This is a genomic window from Roseobacter sp. SK209-2-6 (assembly GCF_000169455.1).
Lineage (GTDB): Bacteria > Pseudomonadota > Alphaproteobacteria > Rhodobacterales > Rhodobacteraceae > Pseudophaeobacter.
The window spans coordinates 196,975-221,860 of sequence record NZ_AAYC01000003.1 but is presented as its reverse complement, the minus strand read 5'-3'; the positions used below and the strand labels follow the sequence as shown (position 1 = coordinate 221,860).

23 protein-coding genes and 2 tRNA genes are annotated in these 24,886 nt (G+C 57.5%); 15 read left to right on the top strand and 10 right to left on the bottom strand.

The genetic code is table 11. The features are described 5' to 3' along the window. Nucleotides 1-73 precede the first annotated feature (73 nt). The 3 genes from RSK20926_RS06835 (at nucleotide 74) to RSK20926_RS06825 (ending at nucleotide 3,550) form a co-directional block, all read left to right on the top strand. Nucleotides 74-1,357 carry an ABC transporter substrate-binding protein gene (locus RSK20926_RS06835; protein ID WP_008205337.1) on the top strand — a complete coding sequence of 428 codons (1,284 nt, stop codon included), beginning with the start codon at nucleotides 74-76 and terminating at the stop codon, nucleotides 1,355-1,357. Nucleotides 1,358-1,479: 122 nt separating this feature from the next. After that, nucleotides 1,480-2,316, top strand: coding sequence for an ABC transporter ATP-binding protein (locus tag RSK20926_RS06830; protein ID WP_008205336.1), 837 nt, complete (start codon nucleotides 1,480-1,482; stop codon nucleotides 2,314-2,316). A 16-nt stretch (nucleotides 2,317-2,332) separates the two neighbouring features. Further along, entirely contained in the window at nucleotides 2,333-3,550 is a 1,218-nt protein-coding gene (locus tag RSK20926_RS06825; protein WP_008205335.1) for a phenylacetate--CoA ligase family protein, read from the top strand. Nucleotides 3,551-3,658: 108 nt separating this feature from the next. Here the strand turns inward: RSK20926_RS06825 and RSK20926_RS06820 are convergent, their stop codons facing one another. Next, nucleotides 3,659-4,219: a 2OG-Fe(II) oxygenase gene (locus tag RSK20926_RS06820; RefSeq protein WP_037254223.1), complete on the bottom strand. Its 561-nt coding sequence runs from the start codon at nucleotides 4,217-4,219 to the stop codon at nucleotides 3,659-3,661. A gap of 285 nt (nucleotides 4,220-4,504) precedes the next feature. Here RSK20926_RS06820 and RSK20926_RS06815 point away from each other — a divergent pair, with 285 nt between their 5' ends. Further along, nucleotides 4,505-6,181 carry an ABC transporter permease gene (locus tag RSK20926_RS06815; RefSeq protein ID WP_037254108.1) on the top strand — a complete coding sequence of 559 codons (1,677 nt, stop codon included), beginning with the start codon at nucleotides 4,505-4,507 and terminating at the stop codon, nucleotides 6,179-6,181. Nucleotides 6,182-6,200: 19 nt separating this feature from the next. Here RSK20926_RS06815 and RSK20926_RS06810 read toward each other — a convergent pair whose 3' ends face one another. The 3 genes from RSK20926_RS06810 to RSK20926_RS06805 form a co-directional block, all read right to left on the bottom strand. Beyond that, nucleotides 6,201-7,061, bottom strand: a complete 861-nt coding sequence (locus RSK20926_RS06810) for a CobW family GTP-binding protein (protein ID WP_037254105.1) — start codon at nucleotides 7,059-7,061, stop codon at nucleotides 6,201-6,203. Nucleotides 7,062-7,141: 80 nt separating this feature from the next. Next, nucleotides 7,142-7,351, bottom strand: coding sequence for a GDCCVxC domain-containing (seleno)protein (locus RSK20926_RS23335; RefSeq protein WP_008205329.1), 210 nt, complete (start codon nucleotides 7,349-7,351; stop codon nucleotides 7,142-7,144). A gap of 27 nt (nucleotides 7,352-7,378) precedes the next feature. Then, the gene (locus RSK20926_RS06805; RefSeq protein WP_008205327.1) at nucleotides 7,379-7,906 is read right to left on the bottom strand and encodes a GNAT family N-acetyltransferase; all 528 of its coding nucleotides are present in this window, start codon (nucleotides 7,904-7,906) and stop codon (nucleotides 7,379-7,381) included. Between RSK20926_RS06805 and RSK20926_RS23330 the strand changes: the two genes are divergently transcribed. Then, the gene (locus RSK20926_RS23330) at nucleotides 7,893-8,027 is read left to right on the top strand and encodes a hypothetical protein (RefSeq protein ID WP_269724391.1); all 135 of its coding nucleotides are present in this window, start codon (nucleotides 7,893-7,895) and stop codon (nucleotides 8,025-8,027) included. The genes RSK20926_RS06805 and RSK20926_RS23330 overlap by 14 nt on opposite strands. 27 nt (nucleotides 8,028-8,054) lie before the next feature. Here the strand turns inward: RSK20926_RS23330 and RSK20926_RS06800 are convergent, their stop codons facing one another. The 3 genes from RSK20926_RS06800 to RSK20926_RS06790 all read right to left on the bottom strand — a co-directional run bounded on the left by RSK20926_RS06800 (nucleotide 8,055) and on the right by RSK20926_RS06790 (nucleotide 9,609). Continuing rightward, entirely contained in the window at nucleotides 8,055-9,071 is a 1,017-nt protein-coding gene (locus RSK20926_RS06800; protein ID WP_008205325.1) for a Fe(3+) ABC transporter substrate-binding protein, read from the bottom strand. A gap of 256 nt (nucleotides 9,072-9,327) precedes the next feature. Next, the gene (ykgO, locus tag RSK20926_RS06795; RefSeq protein WP_008205324.1) at nucleotides 9,328-9,453 is read right to left on the bottom strand and encodes a type B 50S ribosomal protein L36; all 126 of its coding nucleotides are present in this window, start codon (nucleotides 9,451-9,453) and stop codon (nucleotides 9,328-9,330) included. Between the two features lie 81 nt (nucleotides 9,454-9,534). Continuing rightward, a tRNA-Val gene (locus RSK20926_RS06790) sits at nucleotides 9,535-9,609 on the bottom strand. A 161-nt stretch (nucleotides 9,610-9,770) separates the two neighbouring features. Here RSK20926_RS06790 and RSK20926_RS06785 point away from each other — a divergent pair. Together RSK20926_RS06785 and RSK20926_RS06780 are read left to right on the top strand one after the other, a co-directional pair. Beyond that, nucleotides 9,771-10,631: an N-formylglutamate amidohydrolase gene (locus RSK20926_RS06785; protein WP_008205321.1), complete on the top strand. Its 861-nt coding sequence runs from the start codon at nucleotides 9,771-9,773 to the stop codon at nucleotides 10,629-10,631. A 166-nt stretch (nucleotides 10,632-10,797) separates the two neighbouring features. Then, nucleotides 10,798-11,160, top strand: coding sequence for an MliC family protein (locus RSK20926_RS06780; protein ID WP_157133063.1), 363 nt, complete (start codon nucleotides 10,798-10,800; stop codon nucleotides 11,158-11,160). 168 nt (nucleotides 11,161-11,328) lie between these two features. On the opposite strand, the gene RSK20926_RS06775 is transcribed toward RSK20926_RS06780, so the two are convergent. After that, nucleotides 11,329-12,582, bottom strand: a complete 1,254-nt coding sequence (locus RSK20926_RS06775) for a DNA polymerase IV (protein WP_083805746.1) — start codon at nucleotides 12,580-12,582, stop codon at nucleotides 11,329-11,331. Between the two features lie 97 nt (nucleotides 12,583-12,679). Here RSK20926_RS06775 and RSK20926_RS06770 point away from each other — a divergent pair, with 97 nt between their 5' ends. Then, on the top strand, nucleotides 12,680-13,090 hold the full coding sequence (locus tag RSK20926_RS06770) for an NUDIX hydrolase (RefSeq protein WP_008205317.1): 411 nt from the start codon (nucleotides 12,680-12,682) through the stop codon (nucleotides 13,088-13,090). A gap of 414 nt (nucleotides 13,091-13,504) precedes the next feature. Here RSK20926_RS06770 and pyrF read toward each other — a convergent pair whose 3' ends face one another. After that, the gene (gene pyrF, locus RSK20926_RS06765; protein ID WP_008205316.1) at nucleotides 13,505-14,236 is read right to left on the bottom strand and encodes an orotidine-5'-phosphate decarboxylase; all 732 of its coding nucleotides are present in this window, start codon (nucleotides 14,234-14,236) and stop codon (nucleotides 13,505-13,507) included. Between the two features lie 247 nt (nucleotides 14,237-14,483). Between pyrF and clpB the strand changes: the two genes are divergently transcribed. The 4 genes from clpB (at nucleotide 14,484) to RSK20926_RS06745 (ending at nucleotide 21,447) form a co-directional block, all read left to right on the top strand. Then, complete coding sequence (gene clpB, locus RSK20926_RS06760; RefSeq protein ID WP_008205314.1) at nucleotides 14,484-17,102, top strand: ATP-dependent chaperone ClpB; 2,619 nt, start codon at nucleotides 14,484-14,486, stop codon at nucleotides 17,100-17,102. A 293-nt stretch (nucleotides 17,103-17,395) separates the two neighbouring features. Next, entirely contained in the window at nucleotides 17,396-19,012 is a 1,617-nt protein-coding gene (locus RSK20926_RS06755) for a thiamine pyrophosphate-binding protein (protein ID WP_037254103.1), read from the top strand. A gap of 525 nt (nucleotides 19,013-19,537) precedes the next feature. Next, on the top strand, nucleotides 19,538-20,371 hold the full coding sequence (locus tag RSK20926_RS06750; protein WP_037254101.1) for a hypothetical protein: 834 nt from the start codon (nucleotides 19,538-19,540) through the stop codon (nucleotides 20,369-20,371). 2 nt (nucleotides 20,372-20,373) lie between these two features. After that, nucleotides 20,374-21,447 carry an endonuclease/exonuclease/phosphatase family protein gene (locus RSK20926_RS06745; protein WP_008205310.1) on the top strand — a complete coding sequence of 358 codons (1,074 nt, stop codon included), beginning with the start codon at nucleotides 20,374-20,376 and terminating at the stop codon, nucleotides 21,445-21,447. Between the two features lie 12 nt (nucleotides 21,448-21,459). On the opposite strand, the gene RSK20926_RS06740 is transcribed toward RSK20926_RS06745, so the two are convergent. Further along, nucleotides 21,460-22,386 carry a sugar nucleotide-binding protein gene (locus RSK20926_RS06740; protein ID WP_008205309.1) on the bottom strand — a complete coding sequence of 309 codons (927 nt, stop codon included), beginning with the start codon at nucleotides 22,384-22,386 and terminating at the stop codon, nucleotides 21,460-21,462. Between the two features lie 92 nt (nucleotides 22,387-22,478). On the opposite strand from RSK20926_RS06740, the gene RSK20926_RS06735 reads away from it, so the two are divergent. The 3 genes from RSK20926_RS06735 (at nucleotide 22,479) to RSK20926_RS06725 (ending at nucleotide 24,841) form a co-directional block, all read left to right on the top strand. Continuing rightward, nucleotides 22,479-23,420 (top strand): LysR family transcriptional regulator, encoded by a 942-nt coding sequence (locus RSK20926_RS06735; protein ID WP_008205308.1) that lies wholly within the window; start codon nucleotides 22,479-22,481, stop codon nucleotides 23,418-23,420. Between the two features lie 37 nt (nucleotides 23,421-23,457). Further along, on the top strand, nucleotides 23,458-24,561 hold the full coding sequence (leuB, locus tag RSK20926_RS06730) for a 3-isopropylmalate dehydrogenase (protein ID WP_037254099.1): 1,104 nt from the start codon (nucleotides 23,458-23,460) through the stop codon (nucleotides 24,559-24,561). 203 nt (nucleotides 24,562-24,764) lie between these two features. Continuing rightward, a tRNA-Pro gene (locus RSK20926_RS06725) sits at nucleotides 24,765-24,841 on the top strand. Nucleotides 24,842-24,886 lie beyond the last annotated feature (45 nt).

Sequence of the window (24,886 nt, the reverse complement as noted above, 5' to 3'; positions counted from 1 at the left end):
TGGCAGGGAGAAGACCAAGACCAAACTCTGCCAATACTAACTATCGGACGAGACCAAGGGAGGATGAAAGCCGATGAAAATGAAACTGACCACTCTGGCGCTGGGCGCCGTGATGGCCGCGGGCCCCGTAATGGCGGACCTGGTATTCCCATCGCTGAGCTACCGCACAGGCCCCTATGCCGCGGGCGGTATCCCCTTCGCGGATGGCTATGCCGACTATTTCACCCTGCTCAATGAGCGTGACGGTGGTATCGGCGGCGTCAAGACCAAGCTGATCGAATGCGAAACCGGCTATAACACCGAGAAAGGTGTCGAATGCTACGAGTCCACCAAGGGCCAAGGCGCCCTGGTTTATCAACCGCTTTCCACCGGCATCACCTATCAGCTGATCCCCAAAGTGACCGCGGATAACATCCCGCTGCACACCATGGGCTATGGCCGGACCTCTGCTGCCAATGGCGAAGTTTTCAGCCATGTCTTCAACTATCCAGGCAACTACTGGAACGGTGCTTCGGGTGTTGTGAACTATCTCCTGGAAGAGACCGGTGGTGACCTCAAAGGCAAGAAGATCTCGCTGGTTTATCACAACTCTGCTTATGGCAAGGAGCCGATCCGCACCCTGGAAGAGCTTTCCAAGAAGCATGGTTTCGAACTGGTGCTGCTGCCCGTTGACCACCCCGGTCAGGAGCAGAAATCCCAGTGGCTGCAGGTCCGTCGTGACCGTCCCGACTTCGTTGTGATGTGGGGCTGGGGCGTGATGAACCAGGTTGCGATCCAGGAAGCTGCCAATATCCGCTTCCCGATGGAAAACTTCATCGGTGTCTGGTGGTCCGGTGCTGAGCACGATGTGCTTTCTGCAGGCGCCAAAGCCAATGGTTACAAGGCCGTGACCTTCCACAATGTGGGTCGTGACTTCCCGGTCTTTGACGACATCCAGACACATGTTGTGGACAAAGGCCTGGCAGCAGGTGCTGGCGATCAGATCGGCAATGTTCTCTACAACCGTGGTATGTATGCAGCGATGCTGGCCGCTGAGGCAGCCAAAACCGCGCAGGAAATTCACGGCACTGCGGAGATCACCCCGGCGATGATGCGTGACGGTATGGAGGCTCTGTCTATCGACGAAGCCAAGATGACCGCGCTCGGCATGCCGAACTTTGGCCCAGCCTTCAACGTTTCCTGTGAAAACCACGGTGGCCCTGGTCTGGTTGGTGTGACCCAGTGGAATGCCGAGAGCAAAACCTGGTCTCTGATCTCCGACTTTAAGGCGACAGACGCTGAAGTGATCGGTGCGCTGATTGATGAGGACTCGGGTGCCTACGCCTCCGAGAACAACATCACGCCGCGCTGCAAGTAAGCAAAGCCATGGGGGCTATGAGAAATCATGGGCCTCAATACGGAACCGGCGCGGCGGGGATCTGCCGCGCCAACCAGAACAGACCTGGGGTGAACCCGGGACCCGCATGAGGACAAGCTTTGATGCTGGATGCTGCCAAAACCGCCGATGTGCAGGCTGAGACCCTGCTGGAGGTCAACAATATCGAGGTGATCTACAATCACGTGATCCTTGTGCTGAAAGGCGTGAGCCTCAATGTGCCCAAGGGCGGCATCACCGCGCTTCTGGGCGGCAACGGGGCGGGCAAGACCACCACGCTCAAGGCGATCTCGAACCTGCTGCACTCCGAGCGCGGCGAAGTTACCAAAGGCTCGATCAAATACCGCGGTCAAAGCGTCCATGCGGCGGATCCGGCGGATCTGGTGAAGCAGGGCGTCATCCAGGTGATGGAAGGCCGCCATTGTTTTGAACACCTCACCGTCGAAGAGAACCTCTTGACCGGTGCCTATACTCGCACCGACGGGGGCGCCAATATCCAGAAAGATCTGGAGATGGTCTATCATTATTTCCCACGTCTGAAGGAGCGCCGCCGCAGCCAGGCGGGCTATACCTCGGGCGGCGAGCAGCAGATGGTTGCCATGGGCCGCGCCTTGATGAGCCGGCCTGAAACGATCCTCCTGGACGAACCTTCTATGGGGTTGGCGCCGCAGCTGGTGGAACAGATTTTTCAGATCGTGAAATCGATCAATGAGAACGAAGGTGTGACCTTCCTCTTGGCTGAGCAGAACACCAATGTGGCGCTGCGCTATGCCCATTACGGCTATATCCTGGAATCCGGCCGCGTGGTGATGGATGGCCCCGCCGCCGAGCTGCGCGAAAACCCGGATGTAAAAGAATTCTACCTTGGCATGTCCGACGACGGTCGCAAGAGCTTCCGTGATGTGCGCTCTTATCGCCGCCGTAAGCGGTGGTTGAGCTAAGGGGGTGAGCGAGCATATGACCTTTTTTGATACACTCGAAACTCGTTCCGAAGATGAACGCGCCGCTGGATTGGTAGAGGCTTTGCCTGCCCAAATTGTGCGTGCACAATCGGCACCGGGCTACGCAGAGACCCTGGCGGGGATTGACGCAGCTGCGATCACTTCGGTGGCCGATCTGCGAAACCTGCCCGTCCTGCGGAAGTCAGACCTGAGCAAGGCCCAGGGGGCCAATGCACCCTTTGGCGGCTTTACGGTCAAGCCTGCCAGCGGCTTTGCCCACATCTTTCAGTCTCCTGGCCCAATCTATGAGCCGGGTGGCGCGGATCATGATTGGTGGCGCATGGGGCGTTTCCTGCATGCAGTAGGGATCGGCCAGGGTGATGTGGTACAGAATTGCTTTGGCTATCATCTGACACCTGCCGGCATGATCTTCGAGAGCGGCGCCCGCGCCGTTGGTGCCGCGGTTCTGCCTGCTGGGACCGGCCAAACCGAGCTGCAGGTCACAGCAGCCAGGGATGTTGGTGCCACCGCCTATGCCGGCACCCCCGATTACCTCAAGGTGATCCTGGACAAGGCGGAAGCCATGGGTGTGAAGCTCGGCTTTACCAAGGCCGCTGTCGGCGGCGGGGCCCTGTTCCCCTCCTTGCGCCAGGAATATGCGGATCGCGGTATCACCTGCCTGCAGAGCTATGCGACGGCTGATCTGGGCAATATCGCCTATGAGAGCGCGGCGATGGAAGGGATGATTGTCGATGAGAAGGTCATCGTGGAAATCGTCACTCCTGGTACAGGCGTTCCGGTGGCACCCGGTGAAGTTGGAGAAGTTGTGGTGACAACCCTCAACCCCGATTATCCGCTGATCCGCTTTGCAACCGGTGACCTTTCAGCCGTAATGCCAGGGCTGTCGCCTTGCGGTCGCACCAATATGCGGATCAAGGGCTGGATGGGTCGGGCTGATCAGACCACCAAGATCAAAGGCATGTTTGTCCGCCCCGAGCAGGTTGCCGCCCTGGTCGAAAAGCATGACGAGATCGTCAAGGCCCGCGTCATCGCAGCCCGCGATGGCGAAATGGACACCATGACGGTGCAAATCGAAGCTCAGGCCGGTGATGAGGTCACCTTTGGGAAATCCGTGATTGAAGTGCTCAAACTCAAGGCGCGGATCGAGGTGGTGACCCCCGGCGCCTTGCCCAAGGATGGCTTGGTGATCGAGGACCAGCGTAGCTACGATTGATAAGAAACTCTGGCTCTGTGACTGGACCGAGCCAGAGAAGTGAATCCCCTGCACCTTTTTGGTGTCGTCTCGCCCTCAGGATGCCTCTGGCGCCTGGGGGTTCCTTTTTTAGCGGCAACCGCTGGTGGCTGGATGATACATCACATCTGTTCTTAGAACATATTTTGTACCCGACAAAACGGGGTCACCACGATGAGATATCGGGTGATGGAACAAGAGTGCTTTGCCGGGTTCTGGCGCAATCGTGAAATCCGAGAACACATGGCTAGAAAAGACATCGGCAAAGCGAGTTCCGCCGCCCTCAAATCCCTGGTTGAGGTAAATCAACAACGTGAACTGACTCTCTTGACCGTCTGCGGCCCGGTATGAGCCGTCCTGGTGCCAATCAAAGAACTGCCCTGGCTGGTATCGGTAAAGGCGGAATCTATCGTTCAGTCCCGCTGCGTCTCGCCCTTTGAAATTTCTGGGCACCAGATTTCGTGCATCCTGCCACAGCTGGGCAGAAAGTGTTGGAAGATCGCGGATCACCCGTGTGTTGTTTCGGATTTCCGAAACAACTTGGGTTCCTGTTTCGCTGGTGATCGGAGCAGAAGCAAAGCCAAGCGCCTCTGCTTGTTTGATCTGTTCAGCACAAAGATCAGTGGAAAGGAAATTAGGTATCTCGGACACAAGGTGTCCGAGGTTTTCGGGAATAGTCATGTTCAAGCTCTTGCAAAATGGACGGGAAAAAAGACGCTGATGCCCAAGCGATCAACGGTTCCACCCACGTAGACCTGCGGCGTGAACCGCAGTTTTGTTTGTGTATTGAACTACCATTTTTGTTAAATGCCAGAGTTGTGGGGGGCAATCAAGGATCAGGCCACCGAAAACTTGGCAGAAAGTTCCCCGCGGGATTTCGCTGGAATTTCCGACTGAAATGATCGAAATAGGGTGAAACAGCCAAGAGCCCTGCCAATGACATCGATAAGCGAGAGCCAAGACTATTCCCCAAAGGGAAGTAAGCGGGGACATAAGGCTGGCGGCAGTGCTTTTGCCTTTCTTGCCTGGTTCGTGGCTTTGTCTTGTGTGTTGCCAATGTTGGCAGTGGCGCTAGCAGCACTCACGGGTGGGACCGATACCATACAGCATTTGGTAGAGACGGTTTTGGCACGCTATGCGCTGACAACCGTTGCCCTTGTTGCGATGGTGTCTGTTGGAACGCTCCTCTTGGGGGTCGGGGCCGCCTGGCTGGTGACGATGACACGCTTTCCGGGGGTGCGGTTTTTTGAAGTGGTGCTGGTCTTGCCCCTGGCATTCCCGGCCTATGTTCTGGCCTATGCCTATACCTTTATCCTCGACCACCCAGGTATTGTGCAGACCACATTAAGAGATGTGACAGGCTGGGGCCCACGGGATTACTGGTTCCCGGAGATCCGGTCGCTGGGGGGAGCTGCCCTGATGCTGGTTCTGGTTCTTTACCCCTATGTTTATCTTCTGGCGCGGGCCGCTTTTTTGCAACAAACAGGCGGGGCTTTTCTGGCCGCCCGCGCGCTTGGGAAAAGTGCGTTTTCTGCCTTCTGGAGCGTCAGCTTGCCGATGGCGCGTCCAGCGATTGCCTCAGGGGTTCTGCTGGCGGTGATGGAGACGATCGCTGATTTTGGAACCGTGTCATATTTCGGTGTTCAGACCTTTGCGACGGGGATCTATACCAGTTGGTTCTCGCTGGCGGACCGCAGCGGTGCGGCTCAACTGGCGCTGTGTCTCTTGAGCTTTGCCCTGATGCTCGCGGTTCTGGAACGCTCCACCCGTGGCAAGGCCCGTTATCACCAGGCGGGAAAGCGACATACGACAATGCCGCCTGCCGAGCTAAAAGGAATTGGAGCGCTTGGGGCCTGGGTGCTCTGTGCCGTTCCAGTGGTGCTGGGCTTTGCGCTGCCGGTCTTTATTCTGTTCAATATGGGTCTGCAGTCAGAGCAGGACCTGTTCAGCCGCCGCTATATCGGTTTCTTGCAGAATTCGCTGTTGCTGGCGACGGTTGCGGCGATACTGACGGTGATCGCGGCGATTTGCCTTGGCTTTTACCAGCGTCTGCGGCCGGGCCGGGTGTCTTCCACCGCGGCCTATATGTCGCGCTTGGGCTATGCGGTGCCTGGCGGGGTGATTGCAGTGGGGCTGATGGTGCCCTTTGCCGCCTTTGACAACGTTCTGGACGCCTGGATGCGGGCCAATTTTGAGATCCGCACCGGGCTGTTGATCACCGGGTCTATCTGGCTCTTGGTTGGGGCCTATATGGTGCGCTTTCTGGCGGCGGCACTTGGCGCTTATGAGAGTGGTCAATCCACGGTGCATGCCAATATGGATGCGGCGGCGCGTTCGCTGGGGCAGGGGCCCATGGGCATGCTGCGCCGGGTGCATCTGCCGATGCTGACCCCCAGCCTGCTGACGGCGTTGCTGATTGTCTTTGTTGACGTCATGAAAGAACTGCCGGCCACGCTGATCATGCGCCCCTTCAACTATGACACCCTGGCGGTGCAGGCCTATCGGCTGGCATCGGATGAGCGGCTGGAGGGCGCGGCCGTGCCCTCGCTGGTGATCCTGGCCGTGGGTCTCTTGCCGGTGATCCTGATCTGCCGCCAGGTGGGGCGCCGCTAACGGACTGTCCGGCCCGGGTCTAACTCTGCCACCAGGCTTCGATCTCTTCGCGGCTGATCTGATCGGCAGGGCCGAGGGCCACCAGCTGGGTGGCCTCGGCCTCGCATCGCTTGGCTTCGACATTCTGGCCGACGATATGCAACGCATAGGCGCCGCCGCTGGTCAGGACAAAGCCCTTCATCCGGTAAAGCCCCTTGGGGCGTGATGCAAGCTTATCCCCCAAGGCGCGCCTGTCCACCGGATCGCGGCTTTCATGCTGCCAAGTCGCAAAGGCAGGATGGGCCGCGACGGGACGACCCTGAGGCAAGGGAATGACATCAAAGAGCAGCTCTGCCAGCGGTGCATGGTCCAACAGGCGTAGCCCCCTTGCCGGGATCTCTTCCAGCTCTGTGCGCAGATTGCTGTCCAAATCAGCGAGTTTGCTCACCAGTACCAAATCTGCGGCCTTGAGCTGCTGGCGCACCAAAGGGGCCACGGCCTCATCCGCCAGCAAGTCCTGAATGTTCTGCCCATCGGCGATAGAGACAATGCCGCCATAGCTGAGTTCTGGAACGCTCTGGATTGTGTCGGCGATTGAGGCCGGGTCGGAGACCCCACTGGCTTCGATCAGCACATGATCGGGGCGGTCTTTCTGGATAACAAGTTTACGCAGCGCCATCTGCAGGTCCTGATCCATGCTGCAGCAGACGCAGCCATTGGTCAGTGCAATGGTGCCGCCTTCCTCGCTTTGGATCAGGGCGTCATCGATGTTCACGGCGCCAAAATCATTGGCGATGACCATCAAGTTCAACCCGTGATCCTCTGCCAGAAGGCGGTTGATCAATGTGGTCTTGCCAGCTCCAAGATAGCCGCTGAGCACGGTTACAGGCAGTCTCAACATATCGGTGGTCCTTCTTTCACCCGCCAGGTCGGTCAGCGGCCCTCATCCGGCTGAGCTATAGGGAGAGACATTGCCAAGGTCTAGCCACAGCAGCAGTCCCCGGCCTGAACCGGTGGACAAGGCGTTGTGCCGTAAGAGCAGAACACGCAGCAATCCCCAGGGCGCGGCTTTGGCAGGGTCCCGCAGGAAGTGCAGTCATAGAACCACTGGCAGGCGTCCTGCGGCATTTTGCAATCTTCGCAATGGCCATATTCGGGACAGCTCAGGAGGGAGCGCGTTTCGATTTGCATATGCTCAGCATGCCGTGTTGAGCCCGCTCAGCCAAGAGGTTTGAAAAGATAGGTGGTGCTCTCAAAGATCTCTTCCTCTGGGTGGCGGCAAAAGCCGGGAACGACCCCCGCCACCTGATATCCCATGCTCTCATAAAGCTGCTGGGAGGGATCGCCGGTTCGGGTATCAAGCAGCAGCAAGGTCTTGCTGCGGATCCGGGCCTCCGCCTCCGCCGCTTGCATGAGAGCCCGACCTAGCCCGAGGCGTCGCGCTGCGGGATGCACCAGCAGCTTGGCGACATTTGCACGATGGGGTTGGTTCGGAGGGAGGTCCAGATCCAAGAGGACAGTGCCACGCAGCTGCTGGTCGACAAAGGCCCCAAAGAGGATAGCTTGGCCAGCTGCGACAGCTGGGAAGATCTTATCCTGCCAGAATTGGGTCGCATCCTTGGGCGCAAAGGGCCGTATGAATCCCACGCTGGCGCCGCCCAGAACCGTGCTATGCAGGATACCACTTAGGTCCTGCTTGTGCTTGCCCCATTCATCGGGTTGGATCTGGCGGATGACCTGGGACATGAAAACACCGTGGGTTGCTGCAAAAGAGTTTACTGTATCCGTAATCGTCATATTCGGCGCAGAGAAGCAGGTGGCAGTAGCCCAAAAAGAAAAGGCGCAGCGTGAGCCGCGCCTTGCCTGAATTTTCAGCTAACAAGCCTGAGTTTGCTTATTCCCAGCCCGCTTCGTTAAAGATCTTCTGCGCGGTGGGAATGTTCTTGGCAACTTCAGCCAGGCTTACATCGTCGGGTTTGAAGTGACCCAGGGCCGCGATGCTGGGGGCAAGACCCACGCCAGGAACGCCGGGGTATTCGTCATTGCCAGCAGAGAAGTATTCCTGTGCCTGGTCAGAGGCGAGGTACTCCAGGAATTTGATCGCGTTCTCCCGGTTTGGCGCATGCGCTGCAACACCTGCTCCGGAGAGGTTCATATGCGCGCCCTCGGCATCCTGCGCGGGGAAGATCCAGCCGATCATGTCGCGGCTGTCAGAGACACCTTTGACATGTTTGCGAATGGAGCGTGCGAAGTAATAGCTGTTGCCAACAGCGATCTCACATTCGCCAGAGACAAGGCCACGAAGCTGGTCGGTGTCACCCCCCTGAGGCGCGCGCGCCATATTGGCAACAACGCCATCAGCCCATTCGGCGGCTTTTTCTTCGCCGTGGTGTGTCACGATCGAGGCCAGCAAGGTCTGGTTATAGGTGTTGGAGGAGGAGCGGATGCAGACTTTGCCAGCATAGGCCGGATCTGCCAGATCCAGATAAGTGCGTGGCGGGTTTTTCAGGTCGTTTTTGTCATAGAAGATGATCCGCGCTCGCTGCGAGAGGCCAAACCACTGGTTGTCGCTGTCCTGCAGATAGGCGGGGACGCGAGCTTCCAGAGTGTCGCTCTCGATGGATTGCAGGATGCCTGCATTCTTGGCGCGCGCCAGGCGCGAGGTGTCTACGGTCAGCAATACATCAGCTGGGGAATTTGCACCCTCTGCCTGCATCCGGGCAATCAGCTCATCCGCCTTGCCTTCGATCCGGTTGATGGTGATGCCGGTGGCTTCTTCAAAATCGGAGTAGAGGCGTTCGTCAGTGTCATAGTGGCGCGAAGAGTAGAGGTTCAGCTCACCTTCTGCTGCGGCACTGGTTGCGAGGGCACCGACGAGGGCGCTGGCGAGGATGGTGGAGGTTTTCAACATTGCGAATCCGTATTGCTTGATGTCCAGTCTGGACGGGCGCGAGTTTCCGACTGAATTAGTCAATTATAGAAATGGACGGAAAAGGAAAGCAAAAACTGACAAAAAGCATCGGAAAGATTGCCGCAGTATTCATTTGGTGATTGCAGCAGGTCGGGTTTCACAGAGATGAAACAGGGATGATGAGGGGAAACGGGGCAATAAGCACAAAAAAACCGCATCCGAGGATGCGGTTCCTTCGAGTGGCGAGATCTTAGTCTCAGCCCTGGCGTGCTTTAAAGCGCGGCTGTGTCTTGTTGATGACGTAGACGCGGCCCTTGCGACGCACAATGCGGCAATCACGGTGCCGGTTCTTGAGCGAGCGGAGCGAGTTCTTGACTTTCATAGCCATTCTCCTGTTCTGCGGCGCGAACCAGCGCCTGGGTTTGCGGGCGTTTCGACCCCTAGGCCAAAACAGTGAATTCGATGGTGGGCGGTACAAGGATCGAACTTGTGACCCCTTCGATGTCAACGAAGTGCTCTACCGCTGAGCTAACCGCCCACTTTAGCCTTTACGTTTCCTGCCCCTTAGAAGCTAAAGGGGCGCGGGATGCCGCGCCGGTGAGGGGGTCTATAATAAGAGTCGCGAAGGGGTGCAAGAGCTTTTGACGCGAGAAATTTCCGCTCTATGTTGTTTTCAGGATCACAGAGGCAAAAACAGGTATGACAGAGACCGCATTTCAGGTGATTTCGCCAGCAAAATGGACCTCTGCGGTGATTTTTGCATCTCCTCATAGCGGCGATGACTATGATTCTGCTTTTCTGAAGTCCTCTATATTGGATGCGCATCAAATCCGCAGTTCCGAGGATGCCTTTGTGGATCAGCTTTTTGCGGAGGCACCGCGATTCGGCGCGCCTCTGCTGCGGGCCCTGAAACCCCGGGCCTATCTGGATCTCAATCGCGCCGCCGATGAACTGGATCCCGCCCTGATCGATGGGGCCCCTCGGCGCAATCAGAACCCTCGCATTGCATCAGGTCTGGGGGTGATCCCGCGGGTGGTGGCCAATGGGCGGGCGATTTATCGGGGTAAATTACCACGAGATGAGGCGGCCCACCGAATTGATCAGGTCTGGCACCCCTACCATCAGGCCTTGGCGAAATTGCTGCAAGAAGCCCGGCAAAGATTTGGCCAGGCGGTTCTGGTGGATTGCCACTCCATGCCGCACGAGGCGGTGACAACCCTGCCGACCCAAAAAGGAGGCCTGCCCGAGGTGGTGCTTGGGGATCGTTTCGGGTCATCGGCCGGGGCGCGGATCATTGACCACATCGAGGAGGCCTTTGTTAAAGCCGGGCTGAGGGTGGTACGCAACGCGCCCTTTGCCGGTGCCTATATCACCCGAACCTACGGGCGTCCTTCGCGCAACCAGCATGCGGTGCAGGTGGAGATCGACCGGGCGCTTTACATGGATGAAAGCCGCATCAGACCAAGTGCTGATTTTACCGCCTTTCAGTCCCTGATTACCGAAGTCACGCAGCAGATCACCTTTCTGGGTAGAGAAGAATTGCCCCTAGCGGCGGAGTAGCGATATAAGCGTATTCGAGTTCGCCTAGGTCTGCTTCGAGCCCGTCTTGACGATCTTCCGCAATGCGGCGAATGTCTGTTGTCGAGGATAATAGCAGGAACAAGACATCTGCTGACAAAATACATCATTGCCGGTACCAGGGCGTTTCAATCTAGGAGGTCATATGATGCGTATCAGTATTCTGGCACTTGCCATGTTTTCTGGTGCTGGAGCAGCAACGGCAGAGGTTGGTCAGTCTATCTCTATAAGGATCGACGCAGCGGGCAGTTTCAATTCGGAGACATATGTTTGCGAACAGGGAGAGCCATTCTCCGTTCAATATGTCAATTCGGGCGCAAATGCGCTCGCTATTGTCCCGATCGATGATGAGGTTCGGATTTTTGTGAACGTAGTTTCCGCATCAGGTGCAAAGTATGTCTCGGGTTCGCATGTGTGGTGGACAAAGGGCGATATGGCGACTTTGGAAAACGCAATGCAAGCAGGAAACATTGAGAACTGCCAGGTGCAAGATGCCGATCTGCCGGACTGACGAAGGGACATGAACTCTGCCCGAACCGCGGGCCATGCTTATGATCTTTTGCAACGCGCAGAACGCTGTTGGTCGGACTCTCATTTTTCAAGAGCGGTCATTGATCCTATCGAGACAAAAGGTAACTCCGTCCGGCAAACCGGTCGCGGGGGACTGCAGACAGGCGCTTCAGCGCAGGGCGCGGCCTTTTAGGATTGCGTCATTGCCGAAGCGTTTGCGGATGGCGTCGGTGGCACGTTCTGCCTCAGCGCGTTTGCCTGCCATGGGATCCAACAGGTCGCCGCTGGTGTCGGCCCGCGCCTCTGGGACAAGTTCGGAAATCCCGCAACCCAGCAGGCGGTAGGGCCCCTCATCCCCGACCTGATCCAGTAACTCGCGCGAACGACGGTAGATCGTGTCCGCCAATTGCGTCGGGCTGTGCAGCGAGATGCGCCGGGTGAGAGAGGAATGATTGGCGCGTTTCAGTTTCAGGGTCACCACGCGCCCGGCCAGGGCTCTGGCTTTCGCTCTATCTGCGACCTGTTCCGCCAGGCGCCAGAGATGCCCATCCAGTACCTCCATATGGGCGGTGTCTTCAAAAAATGTAGTCTCCTTGGAGATCGACTTTACCGGCGCATGGGCCGAGACCCGTCGCCGGTCCTCACCACGTGCCAGATGCCAGAGGCGTTCACCCATGCCACCAAAGCGTTGCTGCAGGTCCAGTTTCTCCCAGCGCAGAAGGTCGGAGAAATAGCGGATGCCCGCCTTGTCCAGGCTGGCCTGAGCGGCAGGACCGATGCCCCAAATCAGACGCACAGGCTTATCGTGCAAGAATTCCGATGTTTCAGCCTTACCAATCACCGAAAAGCCGCGTGGCTTATCCAGATCAGAGGCAACTTTGGCCAGAAATTTGTTGTGGCTGAGGCCAATTGAGCCGGTGATGCCCAACTCATCCTTCATGCGCTTGACCAGGCGGGCCAGCATCACGGCGGGCGGTTTGCCATGCAGTTTTTCCGTGCCGCTCAGATCCATAAAGGCCTCATCCAGGGACAGGGGCTCTACATCCGGCGTCAGCTCATCCATCATTGCCCGCACTGCGCGGCTGACTTCGACATAGACAGACATGCGGGGCTTGATCACCTCTGCATCGGGGCAGAGTTTCAGCGCTTGAAACATCGGCATTGCCGAGCGCACCCCACGGATGCGGGCAACGTAGCAAGCCGTAGAGACCACGCCGCGCTTGCCGCCACCAATGATCACCGGCCTGCTGGCTAGGTCAGGATTGTCGCGCTTTTCCACGCTGGCATAGAAAGCATCGCAGTCCATATGAGCTATGCTGAGAGAGAAGAGCTCCGCATGGCTTTTGATCCGCGGGCTGCCACACTGGGGGCAACGCCGTTGCGGAGCAATTTGTGTAAGGCAGTCGCGGCACAGGGCTTGCATGGATCCGACCAAACCGTATCAGTTGCGGAGGCTATGCCCATTTTACCCGGCATCCACAATATTGTCTTTACCGCTTTCCCCCTGCATATGAGGAAGCATGGAGTTCTCCGGTGCCAAACTTGCCCTGTTCATTGGGGATGACTTGCTTGTTGTTCAGCGGGACGACAAGGCAGAGATCCCCTACCCGGGGCATTGGGACCTTATGGGAGGTGGGCGCGAAGGAGAGGAAAAGCCTGAGGACTGCGCGCTGAGAGAGGCCTGGGAGGAAGTGGGGCTAAAAATTCCCGAAGGGGATATTTGTTGGTCCAGATCCTATTCTAGACCGCGGGGACTTGTTTGGTTCTTTGTCACCCGTCAACCGCCAGAACTGGTTAAGCAGATAAAGCTGGGGGATGAGGGTCAGTGTTGGTCTTTGATGGCACCAGAGGATTATTGCGGCCACGAGTTGGCGGTTCCACATCTGGCGCAGCGGTTGCAGGATTACCTGGATGAAGCAGGAACTGCGTAGCGGTTGAAATCTGATTGAAGGCTCCAAAGAAAATCCCCCGCGGGTTAGGCGGGGGCAGGAGACGAAACTCAGGAAGAGGTTTTCGTCTGGGGAGTGTCTTGCCCCTAGAATCCTTGATTTGGCGCGGTTTCGCAAATTTCGCGGCTGCAGCAATGGCGCGGTTTCCATAGATATGTGACATTCCTGTGACGTGACAATTTGGCACAGAAATCCATGTAAAACGTGGTTTTTCGTTCCACTTGAATAAGTTGACCTTACGTAAATTCAGCAAAAACGCTTTTGGCTGCCCTAAAAGATACATTAGGCACCATGTTTTTATTCCGCCTAAATTTTGTGCATTTTGGTTTGGGTATACCAAAATAGAGGCAGAAGCGGGCCGAATACCCGCACGAGCACCAAATGGGCTAGATCGGTTTATCCTCGATTAGGATGGCTTGCTTGCTGGTTTTGCAGCTCTTGCAGGATCGATTGTGCCGCTGTGCGGGGATCTTCAGCCTGCCAGATCGGTCGGCCCACAACGATGTGATCGGCGCCATCTGCAATGGCTGTTGCCGGGGTGGCGACACGTTTCTGATCACCGAGGGCAGCACCCGCCGGGCGCACACCGGGGGTGACGATCAGCTTTCCTGCGGCTTCCGGCAGGGCGCGGATCAGGGCGGCTTCCTGCGGGCTGGCAATTACCCCATCGGCGCCAGCTGCAAAGGCATTGCCCGCACGCTCCTGCACCAGATCGCGGATCTCACCTTCTTTGATCAGGGCGCCGTCCAGGTCGGCGCGGTCCAGCGAGGTGAGGATGGTCACCGCCAGGATCTTCAGATCCTTGCCCGCCGCACCTTCCTTGGCGGCTTTCACCACATAGGGGTCGCCATGCACGGTCAGGAAATCCAGGTCGAACTGCGCCAGCCCGCGCACTGCGTTCTCGACGGTGGCGCCGATGTCAAAGAGCTTCATATCCAGGAAGATGCGCTTGCCCTGCTCCTGTTTCAGCTCATTGGCCAGGGCGAGGCCGCCGCCTGTCAGCATGCCCAGCCCGATCTTGTAGAAAGAGACCGCATCGCCCAGTTGTTCCGCCAGTTTCAGCCCCGACAGGGCGTCCGGCACATCCATGGCAACAATCAGGCGGTCGTCGGCTGTGGTCTGGGTCATGGGGCGCTCCGGTTTTTGCTGCAGGGATTGGCGCTGTCCTACTGCGGCTATGGCGGAGGGGAAAGCAAAAAATCCCCGCAGCAGGGGCGCTGTTTTGCGCCATATCAGGGAATTTGCAGCAATTTTGGCGCATTATCATCTTGAAGAGGCGGCAAGACCTCCCAAATAATTCTGTGAGGCCTGAAACGGGGCGTGCCGCTAAGCGGGCGCCGCCAACTGAACCGGGCGCTTGATAAAGGAGAGTAAGATGGACTTGAACAAGTTCACTGAGCGGGCACGGGGATTCGTGCAGGCGGCGCAGACCATTGCACTGCGCGAAGGGCACCAGCGCATGGTTCCCGAACACCTTCTGAAAGCACTGATGGATGATGACCAGGGGCTGGCAAGCAACCTGATCTCCCGTGCGGGCGGCACTCCGGCCCGTGTGGTTGAGGCGGTTGAGGCCGCCGTTGGCAAACTGCCCAAAGTGAGCGGCGATGCTGGTCAGATCTATCTCGATAGCCAAACCGCGAAGGTGCTGGATGAGGCCGCGAAACTGGCGGAAAAGGCGGGCGACAGCTTTGTCCCAGTTGAACGGGTGCTGATGGCGCTCTGCATGGTGAAGTCCAAGGCCAAGGAGGCCCTGGCGGCCGGCGATGTCTCGGCGCAAAAGCTAAATGAGGCCATCAACGATATCCGCAAAGGCCGCACTGCCGACAGTGCCACCGCCGAGGACGGCTATGAGGCGCTGAAGAAATATGCCCGCGATCTGACGGAGGCGGCGCGCGAGGGCAAGATTGATCCGATCATTGGCCGGGATGAGGAAATCCGCCGCGCCATGCAGGTTCTGAGCCGCCGCACGAAGAACAATCCGGTGCTGATCGGTGAACCAGGTGTTGGTAAAACCGCGATCGCCGAGGGCATGGCCCTGCGCATCGTCAACGGTGATGTGCCTGAAAGTCTGCGCGATAAGCAGCTCCTGTCCCTGGACATGGGCGCGCTGATTGCCGGTGCAAAATACCGCGGCGAATTCGAAGAGCGCCTGAAAGCGGTGCTGACCGAAGTCACCGAGGCGGCTGGTGAGATCATCCTTTTCATTGATGAGATGCACACCCTTGTGGGGGCCGGCAAATCCGACGGTGCCATGGATGCGGCCAACCTGATCAAACCGGCGCTGGCGCGCGGGGAGCTGCACTGCATCGGCGCCACCACCCTCGATGAGTACCGCAAATACGTGGAAAAAGACGCGGCCCTGGCACGGCGCTTCCAGCCGGTGATGATCTTGGAGCCGACGGTGGAAGACACCGTCTCGATCCTGCGCGGCATCAAAGAGAAATACGAACTCCACCACGGGGTGCGCATTGCTGATGCGGCCTTGGTCGCAGCGGCAACGCTATCGAACCGCTATATCACCGACCGCTTCCTGCCCGACAAAGCCATCGACCTGGTGGATGAGGCGGCCAGTCGCCTGCGCATGCAGGTGGACAGCAAGCCAGAGGCGCTGGACGCGCTGGACCGTCAGATCCTGCAGATGCAGATCGAGGAAGAGGCGCTGAAGCTGGAAGATGATGCGGCCTCCAAGGATCGGCTGGAGACCCTGCAAAAGGAGCTTTCCGAATTGCAGGAGGAAAGTGCCGAGATGACCGCACAGTGGCAGTCCGAACGCGACAAGCTGGCCGGGGCCCGCGATCTGAAAGAACAGCTCGACAAGGCGCGTGCGGAACTGGAAATCGCCAAGCGCGAAGGTAATCTGGCCAAAGCCGGGGAGCTCTCCTATGGCGTCATCCCTGGGCTGGAAAAGCAGCTGGGCGAGGCCGAGGCCCGCGAAGAGCAGGGCGTGATGGTCGAAGAGGCCGTGCGCCCGGCGCAGATTGCTGAGGTGGTCGAACGCTGGACTGGCATCCCGACAACCAGAATGCTGGAAGGTGAGCGCGAAAAACTCCTGCGGATGGAGGATGAGCTGCATTCCCGCGTCATTGGCCAGAACGCGCCGGTGACGGCGGTGGCCAATGCGGTGCGTCGGGCGCGCGCGGGCCTCAATGATGAGAACCGTCCGCTCGGCTCTTTCCTGTTTCTCGGTCCGACCGGCGTCGGCAAGACCGAGCTGACCAAGGCGGTGGCGGAGTTCCTCTTTGATGACGACTCTGCCATGGTCCGGGTGGATATGTCCGAGTTCATGGAGAAACACGCGGTGGCCCGGCTGATCGGCGCGCCTCCGGGCTATGTCGGCTATGATGAGGGCGGGGTCCTGACTGAAGCGGTCCGCCGCCGTCCCTATCAGGTGGTCTTGTTTGACGAGGTGGAGAAAGCCCACCCCGACGTGTTCAACGTGCTGCTGCAGGTGTTGGATGACGGTATGCTGACCGATGGCCAGGGCCGCACCGTGGACTTCAAGCAGACGTTGATCATCCTCACCTCCAACCTCGGCGCCCAGGCGCTGAGCCAGCTGCCGGAGGGGGCCGATGCCTCGGATGCGCGGCGGGACGTGATGGATGCGGTGAAGGCGCATTTCCGGCCTGAGTTCCTGAACCGTCTGGATGAGACCATCATCTTTGACCGCTTGGCGCGCAAGGATATGGACGGCATCGTCGAGATCCAGCTTGCCCGCCTGGCCAAACGGCTGGCTGCGCGCAAGATCACTCTGGAGCTGGACAAAGGCGCCAAGACCTGGTTGGCGGATGAGGGCTATGACCCGGTCTTTGGGGCGCGCCCCTTGAAGCGTGTCATTCAGCGCGCGTTGCAGAACCCGCTGGCGGAGCTCTTGCTGAGCGGTGACGTGAAGGACGGCGATATCGTACCAGTGAGTGCAGGCGCCGAAGGCCTGTTGATCGGAGACCGATTAGGCACTTCGGAACGCCCCAAGCCGGATGACGCAGTGGTCCACTAGGATCATGTGTGGCTCAAAAATACATAGGCCCGCCAGAGATGGCGGGCTTTTCTTGTTGGATGACGGCTAAAAGGATCCGCTACGCTGGACGGTATTATGTCGGGAGCTTCTATGGAGGTCGCTACCCGCGCGATGTCCGGTAAAATCTTGCGGGAATGCCGCATCGCTTTGTCATTTTGTGCGTAAATCCTCCGCACTTTTTCATGTTCACTTTGGTTTTTGCGCAAAACCCGCGCGACTCTATGGATATTACTTCAACAAACGCAGGTGCAGAAAATCACAGGAGCCACGACATGTATGTTTACCAATCCATCGCTCAATCCCTTACCGACCATGGGCAGGATACGATGTTCGGGCTGATGGGTGATGCCAACCTCTTTATGGTGGATCACTATGTGCGTGAAGGGGGCGGCAATTTTGTCCCTGTAGCCTATGAAGGGAGCGCGGTCCTGATGGCGCTGGCTTATGGACGCGTGGCGGGAAAGGTTGGGGTGGCGACGGTTACCCACGGGCCGGCCCTGACCAATTGCATTACCGCCTTGACCGAAGGTGCCCGTGGTCATGTGCCTATGGTGCTCTTGGCAGGGGACACCGCGGTTTCGAACCCGCATAACCTGCAAAACATCGACCAGCGTGAGACGGTCAAGGTGACCGGCGCGGGGTTTGAGCAGATGCGCTCACCTGAGACGGCCTCTTACGATGTGGCCCATGCGATTTACCGCGCTCAGGTGGAAAAGCGCCCGATTGTTCTGAACATGCCTACAGATTTCATGTGGCAGGAGATTGAAGAGCATGTGAGCCATGTCTTCCCCGCTTTCAATGCGCCGGCCTATGTTCCCGAAGGCGATGATCTGGATGAGGCCGTGGGCATGATCGCAAGCGCGAAGCGCCCAATCATTCTGGCAGGCATCGGTGCCATTGGCGCCATTGCAGAGATCACCGCTCTGGCCGATCGGCTGCAGGCCCCGCTGGCCACAACACTGAAGGCCAAGGGGATGTTCAATAGCCATCCCTATAACATCGATATCTTTGGCACCCTGTCCACCCCGGCCGCCTATGAGGCGATTGGCAAAGCGGATTGCATCGTTGCCTTTGGGACCAGCCTGCATCAATTCACCACCGACAAAGGGGCGCTGATGAAGGGCAAGCGGGTGGTGCAGATCAACGATACGGTTGCCGAGGTCTCAAAGAACTTCCATCCGGATGCGGCTCTTGTTGCGGATGCCGGTTTGACGGCAAAGAACATTGTTTGGTGGCTGGATGAAGCGGAGATCCCAGGTAGTGGCTTTACCGCAGAATTGGACATGGAGGTGCTGACCGCCCATCCCAAAGGTAAGCCAGAGAAGGCAGAGCCTGGTTATGTGAATTTTGAGTATGCGCTCGACCGATTGGAGGAGACCCTGCCCAAGGAGCGTTTCCTTACCACCGATGGGGGGCGCTTTATGACCGAGGTCTGGTGCCGCCTTTCCGTGCCAGACGCCGAGAGCTTTATCGCGACAACAAATTTCGGCTCCATCGGGTTGGGACTACAAGTTGCAATCGGGGCAGGCTTTGCGGTGCCCAATCGGCCCGTTGTGCTGTTCACCGGAGATGGTGGTTTCATGATGGGTGGGATCAATGAGTTCAACACTGCAGTGCGCATGAAGCAGGATCTGATCGTTGTTGTTGCCAATGACAGTGCCTATGGCGCTGAACATATCCAGTTTCTGGACCGCAAGATGGACCCGGGTCTCTCGATGTTTGATTGGCCCTCTTTTGCCGAAGTTGCAACAGCGCTGGGCGGCAAAGGGGTCCAGGTCACTTCTACAGAAGAGCTGGAAACAGCAATCCAAGCGATAGAATCCCGCGACTGCCCGCTTTTAATTGAGTTGCGGCTAGATCCGAACGATGTGCCCCGTATGCGGCTCTGAGCCACTCTGTGGTTGGACGCACCTTGTTTCACAAGTTGAAGGTCAGAGGCGGGATGTAGTCCGCTAGATGACGCAATTTCGCTCGTTGACTTGTTTCGCCTTAATCTACGCTGCATTGCCCCTCAGGCGGGTTTGTTTGATCAACTGCGAACCTGCCTCTGGCCGAATTTGGATCGATTGCAATGGTCTGATTGGACCGTTGCAGTTAGAATTCTGGGGCCTGGCTTTAAATACTTTCACATTTTATCAGTATGTTAGTGTCACGGGCTGCCCGGCGCGGGGTCTTTTTCACTGCTTGAATAATACTCATCCGCGCGCTGGATCTGATGCAAACCGGCACCAGTTTTTGCGATTTGAAGGGGGAGGTGCCTTTGTTTTCAAACTGCTTGCTTGAGCTGTTGCCACAATTTGTGCACAAATGGGGCAAAATTGAGGCACGCACGTCTTTGAGAAAAGGGGTGCATCAAGTTGGAACACGGCCACGGCAAAGTACCGTCCGGTCCAGTTTGAAGGGAAACAGACGCAGTGTTTGCTCGCATAATAGGTGCGGCGGCCCGCGGAGTATTGGTTGCATTGCTGATTGCTTTGCCATCGTTGCTTTTGCCGGTGTCAGCCACGGATTCTCCTGAGATTATCGTCTTTATGGCGCTTCTTGGGGGTGCACTGACATTTGCTGAGTATTTCTCCAGCTTTCCCAGCTTTGTGGAGTTTCGCGCCGCTCCGCCATTGAACAGGATGCGCTTTGCGGCCTGTTTTGCGATGATCGTGACGCTTAGTCTGCTTGCACGCCACCCACTGGAGCCTACAGGGCTGACTGCCTTGATCCATGGCTTGGGTATGCAGCTGGGTCCCGTTCTGGCTTTTGAATACTCTCCTGTTCAGTTGATTGTTCTGATGATGCCAGAGGCGACCTCGGAACCCAGCCTGCTGATGGTGCGCAGCGCGGCGAGCCTGTCTTATGTGCTGGCGGCACTGACCATCGCTGGTTTTGCTCTGATCATCCGTATCGGCAATTGGCCAGTAGGGAATGGTGCCTTTAATGTCTGGGTCAACCTGCCATTGTTTGATCCCACGACAGGCGGCGATGTTGTCACCAGATTGCAGCGCGATGGCCGTATCAACATTATTGCAGGGATTCTCCTGCCCTTTGCTATTCCTGTTCTCTTTAAGCTTTCTTCCGGCGTGCTGGATTCTGCTTTGCTGACCAAGCCGCAGATGCTGGTCTGGCTGATCGCCGGCTGGGCCTTTGTGCCGGCATCTCTGATCATGCGCGGGCTTGCATTTCTGCGGATAGCAGAGCTGATCGCCCAAAAGCGCCGTGCCGCCTATGCGGACACGGATGCTTTGCAAACCGCCTGAACATGCGGCGAGTAGCGCGTATCTCTTTTGCTCCGCTACTGTTCCTCTTAGGCCTGATCCAGTCCCCTTCCCCGGCTGGAGCGGGGGAGGGGGTGCGTATCGCAACCTATAACACAGAGTTTTCCCGGCGTGGGCCTGGTTTGCTGCTGCGCGATATCGAACGCGGAACAGATCCTCAGGTGAAAGCGGTGTTGCAGGTTATTCAGGAGATCCAGCCAGACATCCTGTTGCTGCAGGGGGTAGATTGGGATTTTGAACTTCGGGCGTTGAAAGCGCTGGAGCGGAAACTGTCATTGGCGGGCCATCCTTATCCTCATCTGTTTATGGCTCAACCCAATCGGGGGATGCGGACCGGTTTGGATCTGGATGGGGACGGGCTGTTGAATGGTCCGGGAGATGCCCAAGGCTATGCAAGGTTTACTGGCAAGGGAGGCATAGCCTTGTTGTCTCGTTTGCCCATTGCGAATGCTGGGGTCACGGATCTGTCCACCCTACTCTGGAAAGACCTGCCAGGGGCCAGTCTTCCAAAGGGCAAGGATGGGACAGAGTACTTTTCAAAGGAAGCCTTGGATATTCTGCGCCTTGCGACCACGGCGCATTGGGTCATTCCCATCAACCTCACAAATGGCCAGGTTCTACAACTGTTGTGTTTTCAGGCCGGCACCCCCCTGTTTGATGGGGTCGAGGATCGCAATGGGCTGCGCAACAGAGATGAAATCCGGCTGTGGCAGGTCTTTCTGGATGGGGCTTTGCCGGGTCTTCCTTCACCACCCGACAGTCAATTTGTGCTCCTCGGGGGGGCAAATCTGGATCCTAGGCGAGGTCAGGGCTACCGATCCGCCATGCGTGATCTGTTGGAAGATTCGCGATTGCAAGACCCAGCGCCACAAGGGGAAGGCGGAGGTTCAGAGACCGTCGAATGGGCAAAGGCAGGCAGGATGCGCGTTTCCTACCTTCTCCCATCGCGGGATTTGACTGTTTTGGACGCTGGGGTGCTCTGGCCGCTTGATCCAGAGCACCCTGCTAATCGGGCCAGCCGTCACCGTTTGATTTGGGCTGATATTCAGATTGACTGAGGTCGATCTTTATTAGGCTACTTGCTGTGCCGAGCCGCCCCTTTGATTGGTCTGCGCTCCTGTGGCGGGAGCGGACAACAGATGCGATGGGACGCAACGCGCCAAAGCTTCTACAGGCGATGTTAATTGAAAGCCCGGCAAGATTTCTTGCAGGTGAGAGCCATCCAGCCAATGGGGGGTGTCCCAGAGATAGCGCATCTCCAGTAGACAACGACCCAGCGGCCAGAAAGGGCGGGTCAGGTGCAGGGGCAGCCATGACATTTCTTTCAAATGCGCGGGATTTTTCAGACGTTTATTTAGGGCCTGCAGCATCTCTTGCCCGCTGAGTGTATAGCCGGGGAAGGGGAGGTCGAGAAAGCGCGGCAGTTCAGTTCGGATTTCTGCCAACATGACAATGGCACGGGCAAGATCTGGCAGATAGGCCCAGGCATGCGGGATCTCCGGATTGCCGGGATAGGTGAATTTTCCTTTTGCCAGAGATTTCACCAGGATCTCTTCGAACCAATTGCCCGAGGGCTCTGTGTCCAGGAAATCACCGGCCCGAACCAGGATGACCTGGGCGGAGGAGGCACGATAGGCCTCTTCCATTTCGATGCGGATCCGCCCCAGAGGGTTCTGCGCCTCATGCGGGCTGTGCTCGGACCAGGGGGCGGGTGTTTGCGCGCCAAAAACATAGACATTCCCCGGTAGGATCACTGTCGCACCCTGTTTTTCCGCGGCTTCTATGACGCGCCTGTGTAGGCCCGGAACCTGGGCAGCCCAGTCAGGATAGAGTGGGTTCCAGCCGTTCACGATCAGGTCGACCCCGACGGCAGATCGCATTAGGTCATCCTTTCCGCGTTGAAACCGCCGGGTGTTCCAACCGGCTTGCTTCAGTGCCTTTTCTACAGTCCGGCCAAAACGGCCCGAGGCTCCAAGAATAAGTGCAGTTCCGCTCATATTGTGATCTCCTTGTTCAATTGAAATCAGGATTACGCATTCAAAATATTTTGTTTATTGCCAAAATTTTCAGATCTGCCATTCATTATTGAATGGATATTCTTAAAACCACCGATTGGTCGCTGATCCAAAGCTTTCTTGCTGTTGCACAAAGCGGATCTCTCACGGGTGCTGCTGAACAGTTGGGGCGTAGCCAGCCCACTCTTGGACGTCACATCCGAGCACTTGAGCAGGATCTGGGGCAACGGCTTTTCGATCGCCATGCACGCGGATTGTCTCTGTCTGAAACTGGCGTCTCTCTTTTGCCCATGGCCGAGGCCATGAAAGAACAGATGCAGTCCTTCTCGCTGCAAGCGGCGGGGCTCTCCAACCAGCTGGAAGGCACAGTGCGCCTTACTGCCAGTGTTTTTGCCTCACATCACCTTCTGCCCGAGATCATTGCCGAAATCCGGCGGCGAGAGCCCTTGATTGAGGTGGAGCTGGTTCCAACCGACAGCAGTGAAAACCTGTTGTTTCGAGAGGCTGACATTGCCCTGCGTATGTATCGGCCCACGCAATTGGATGTGGTGACTCGGCATGTGGCCGATCTGCGCCTTGGGATTTTTGCGGCCAAATCCTATCTCGACAGGCGCGGCCGCCCCAAGTTGCCAGAGGAGCTATGGAGCCATGAACTTGTCGGCTACGACCGCAACGATCTGATCCTGCACACGATGCAGGACATGGGATGGCCTGCCAAACGTAGTCATTTCAAGACCCGCTGTGACAATCAGGCGACCTATTGGCAATTGGTTCGTCTGGGCTGCGGTATCGGCTTTTGCCAAAGTGGGATTGCGCGGGCCGACCCGCTGGTAGAAGAACTCTTGCCCGAGATCTCGATACCACCGCTGCCGGTCTGGCTGACTGCCCATGCGGTAATGCGGCAGACGCCACGAATTCGCCGGGTTTGGGATTTGCTGGCAGAGGGGTTGAAACAGGCCGGAAAGGCGCATTTGCCCCATAAATCATGGCCTGATATTGACCCTGACGCGCCGTGAGGGTAGGCCCTCTGCAGCTTATTTTGAGGAGGCAAGCATGTCCAATCCATCGATCCTGATTCTGCCTGGTGACGGCATCGGCCCCGAGGTCATGACCGAGGTGCGTAAAGTCATTTCCTGGTTTGGTGAAGCGCGCGACATTCAGTTCGATGTCAGCGAGGATCTGGTTGGCGGTGCAGCCTACGACAAACATGGCAAACCACTGGCGGATGAGACCATGGCCAAGGCGCAAGAGGTCGACGCAGTCCTGCTGGGCGCGGTTGGCGGCCCGGCCTATGATGATCTGGATTTCTCTCTGAAGCCAGAGCGTGGATTGCTGCGCTTGCGCAAGGAAATGGATCTCTTCTCCAACCTGCGTCCTGCCCAGTGCTTTGATGCGCTGGCGGATTTCTCCTCATTGAAGAAAGACATCGTCGCTGGCCTCGATATCATGATCGTGCGTGAGCTGACCTCGGGCGTTTACTTCGCTGAGCCCCGCGGCATTTTTGAGGAAGGCAACGAACGCGTCGGCATCAACACCCAGCGCTACACCGAAAGCGAGATCGAGCGCGTTGCCCGTTCCGCCTTTGAGCTGGCCATGCGCCGGGGCAAAAAAGTCTGCTCCATGGAGAAGGCCAATGTGATGGAATCGGGCATCCTGTGGCGCGAGGTCGTGACACGCGTTTCAGCCGATTACCCGGAGGTGGAACTGAGCCACATGTATGCCGACAACGGTGCCATGCAGCTGGTGCGTGCGCCTAAGCAGTTTGACGTCATCCTGACCGATAACCTCTTTGGTGACATCCTCTCCGACTGTGCGGCGATGCTGACCGGCTCTTTGGGCATGCTGCCTTCCGCCAGCCTTGGCGCGCCAATGGCAAACGGCCGCCCCAAAGCCATGTATGAGCCCGTACATGGTTCTGCCCCGGATATCGCAGGCCAGGGAAAAGCCAACCCAATCGCCTGTATCCTCAGCTTTGCAATGGCGCTGCGCTACAGCTTTGACATGGGCGCAGAGGCGGATCGCCTGGAAGCCGCGATTGAGAAAGTTCTGGCCGATGGTGCCCGTACGGCCGACCTGCTGGGAGAAGACGGTGTTGACCCGATTTCCACCAGCGAAATGGGCGACGCGGTTGTCGCGGCTCTGCAGGCTAGCCTGTAAGAACGCTCAGTTTTCCTAGTCAGTAGATTGAGAAGGGGCCATTGGCCCCTTTTTCTTTGCCCCCGGCATTGTTTGAGAATTTTGACCTCGTCGCCCATAGGTTCAGCTGCGTTGGTGGGAGCTAAGTCCATTGGATTCATTGATATTATACCTGTTTTGGGCTTGCAAAGCTCCGCAACTGGTTTTAATCCACGCGCCACGGTCGGAGTGTAGCTCAGCCTGGTAGAGCACTGTCTTCGGGAGGCAGGGGTCGGAGGTTCGAATCCTCTCACTCCGACCAATTAAATCAACTAGTTAATCTTGTTCGATTTAGGCTTATTTCTGT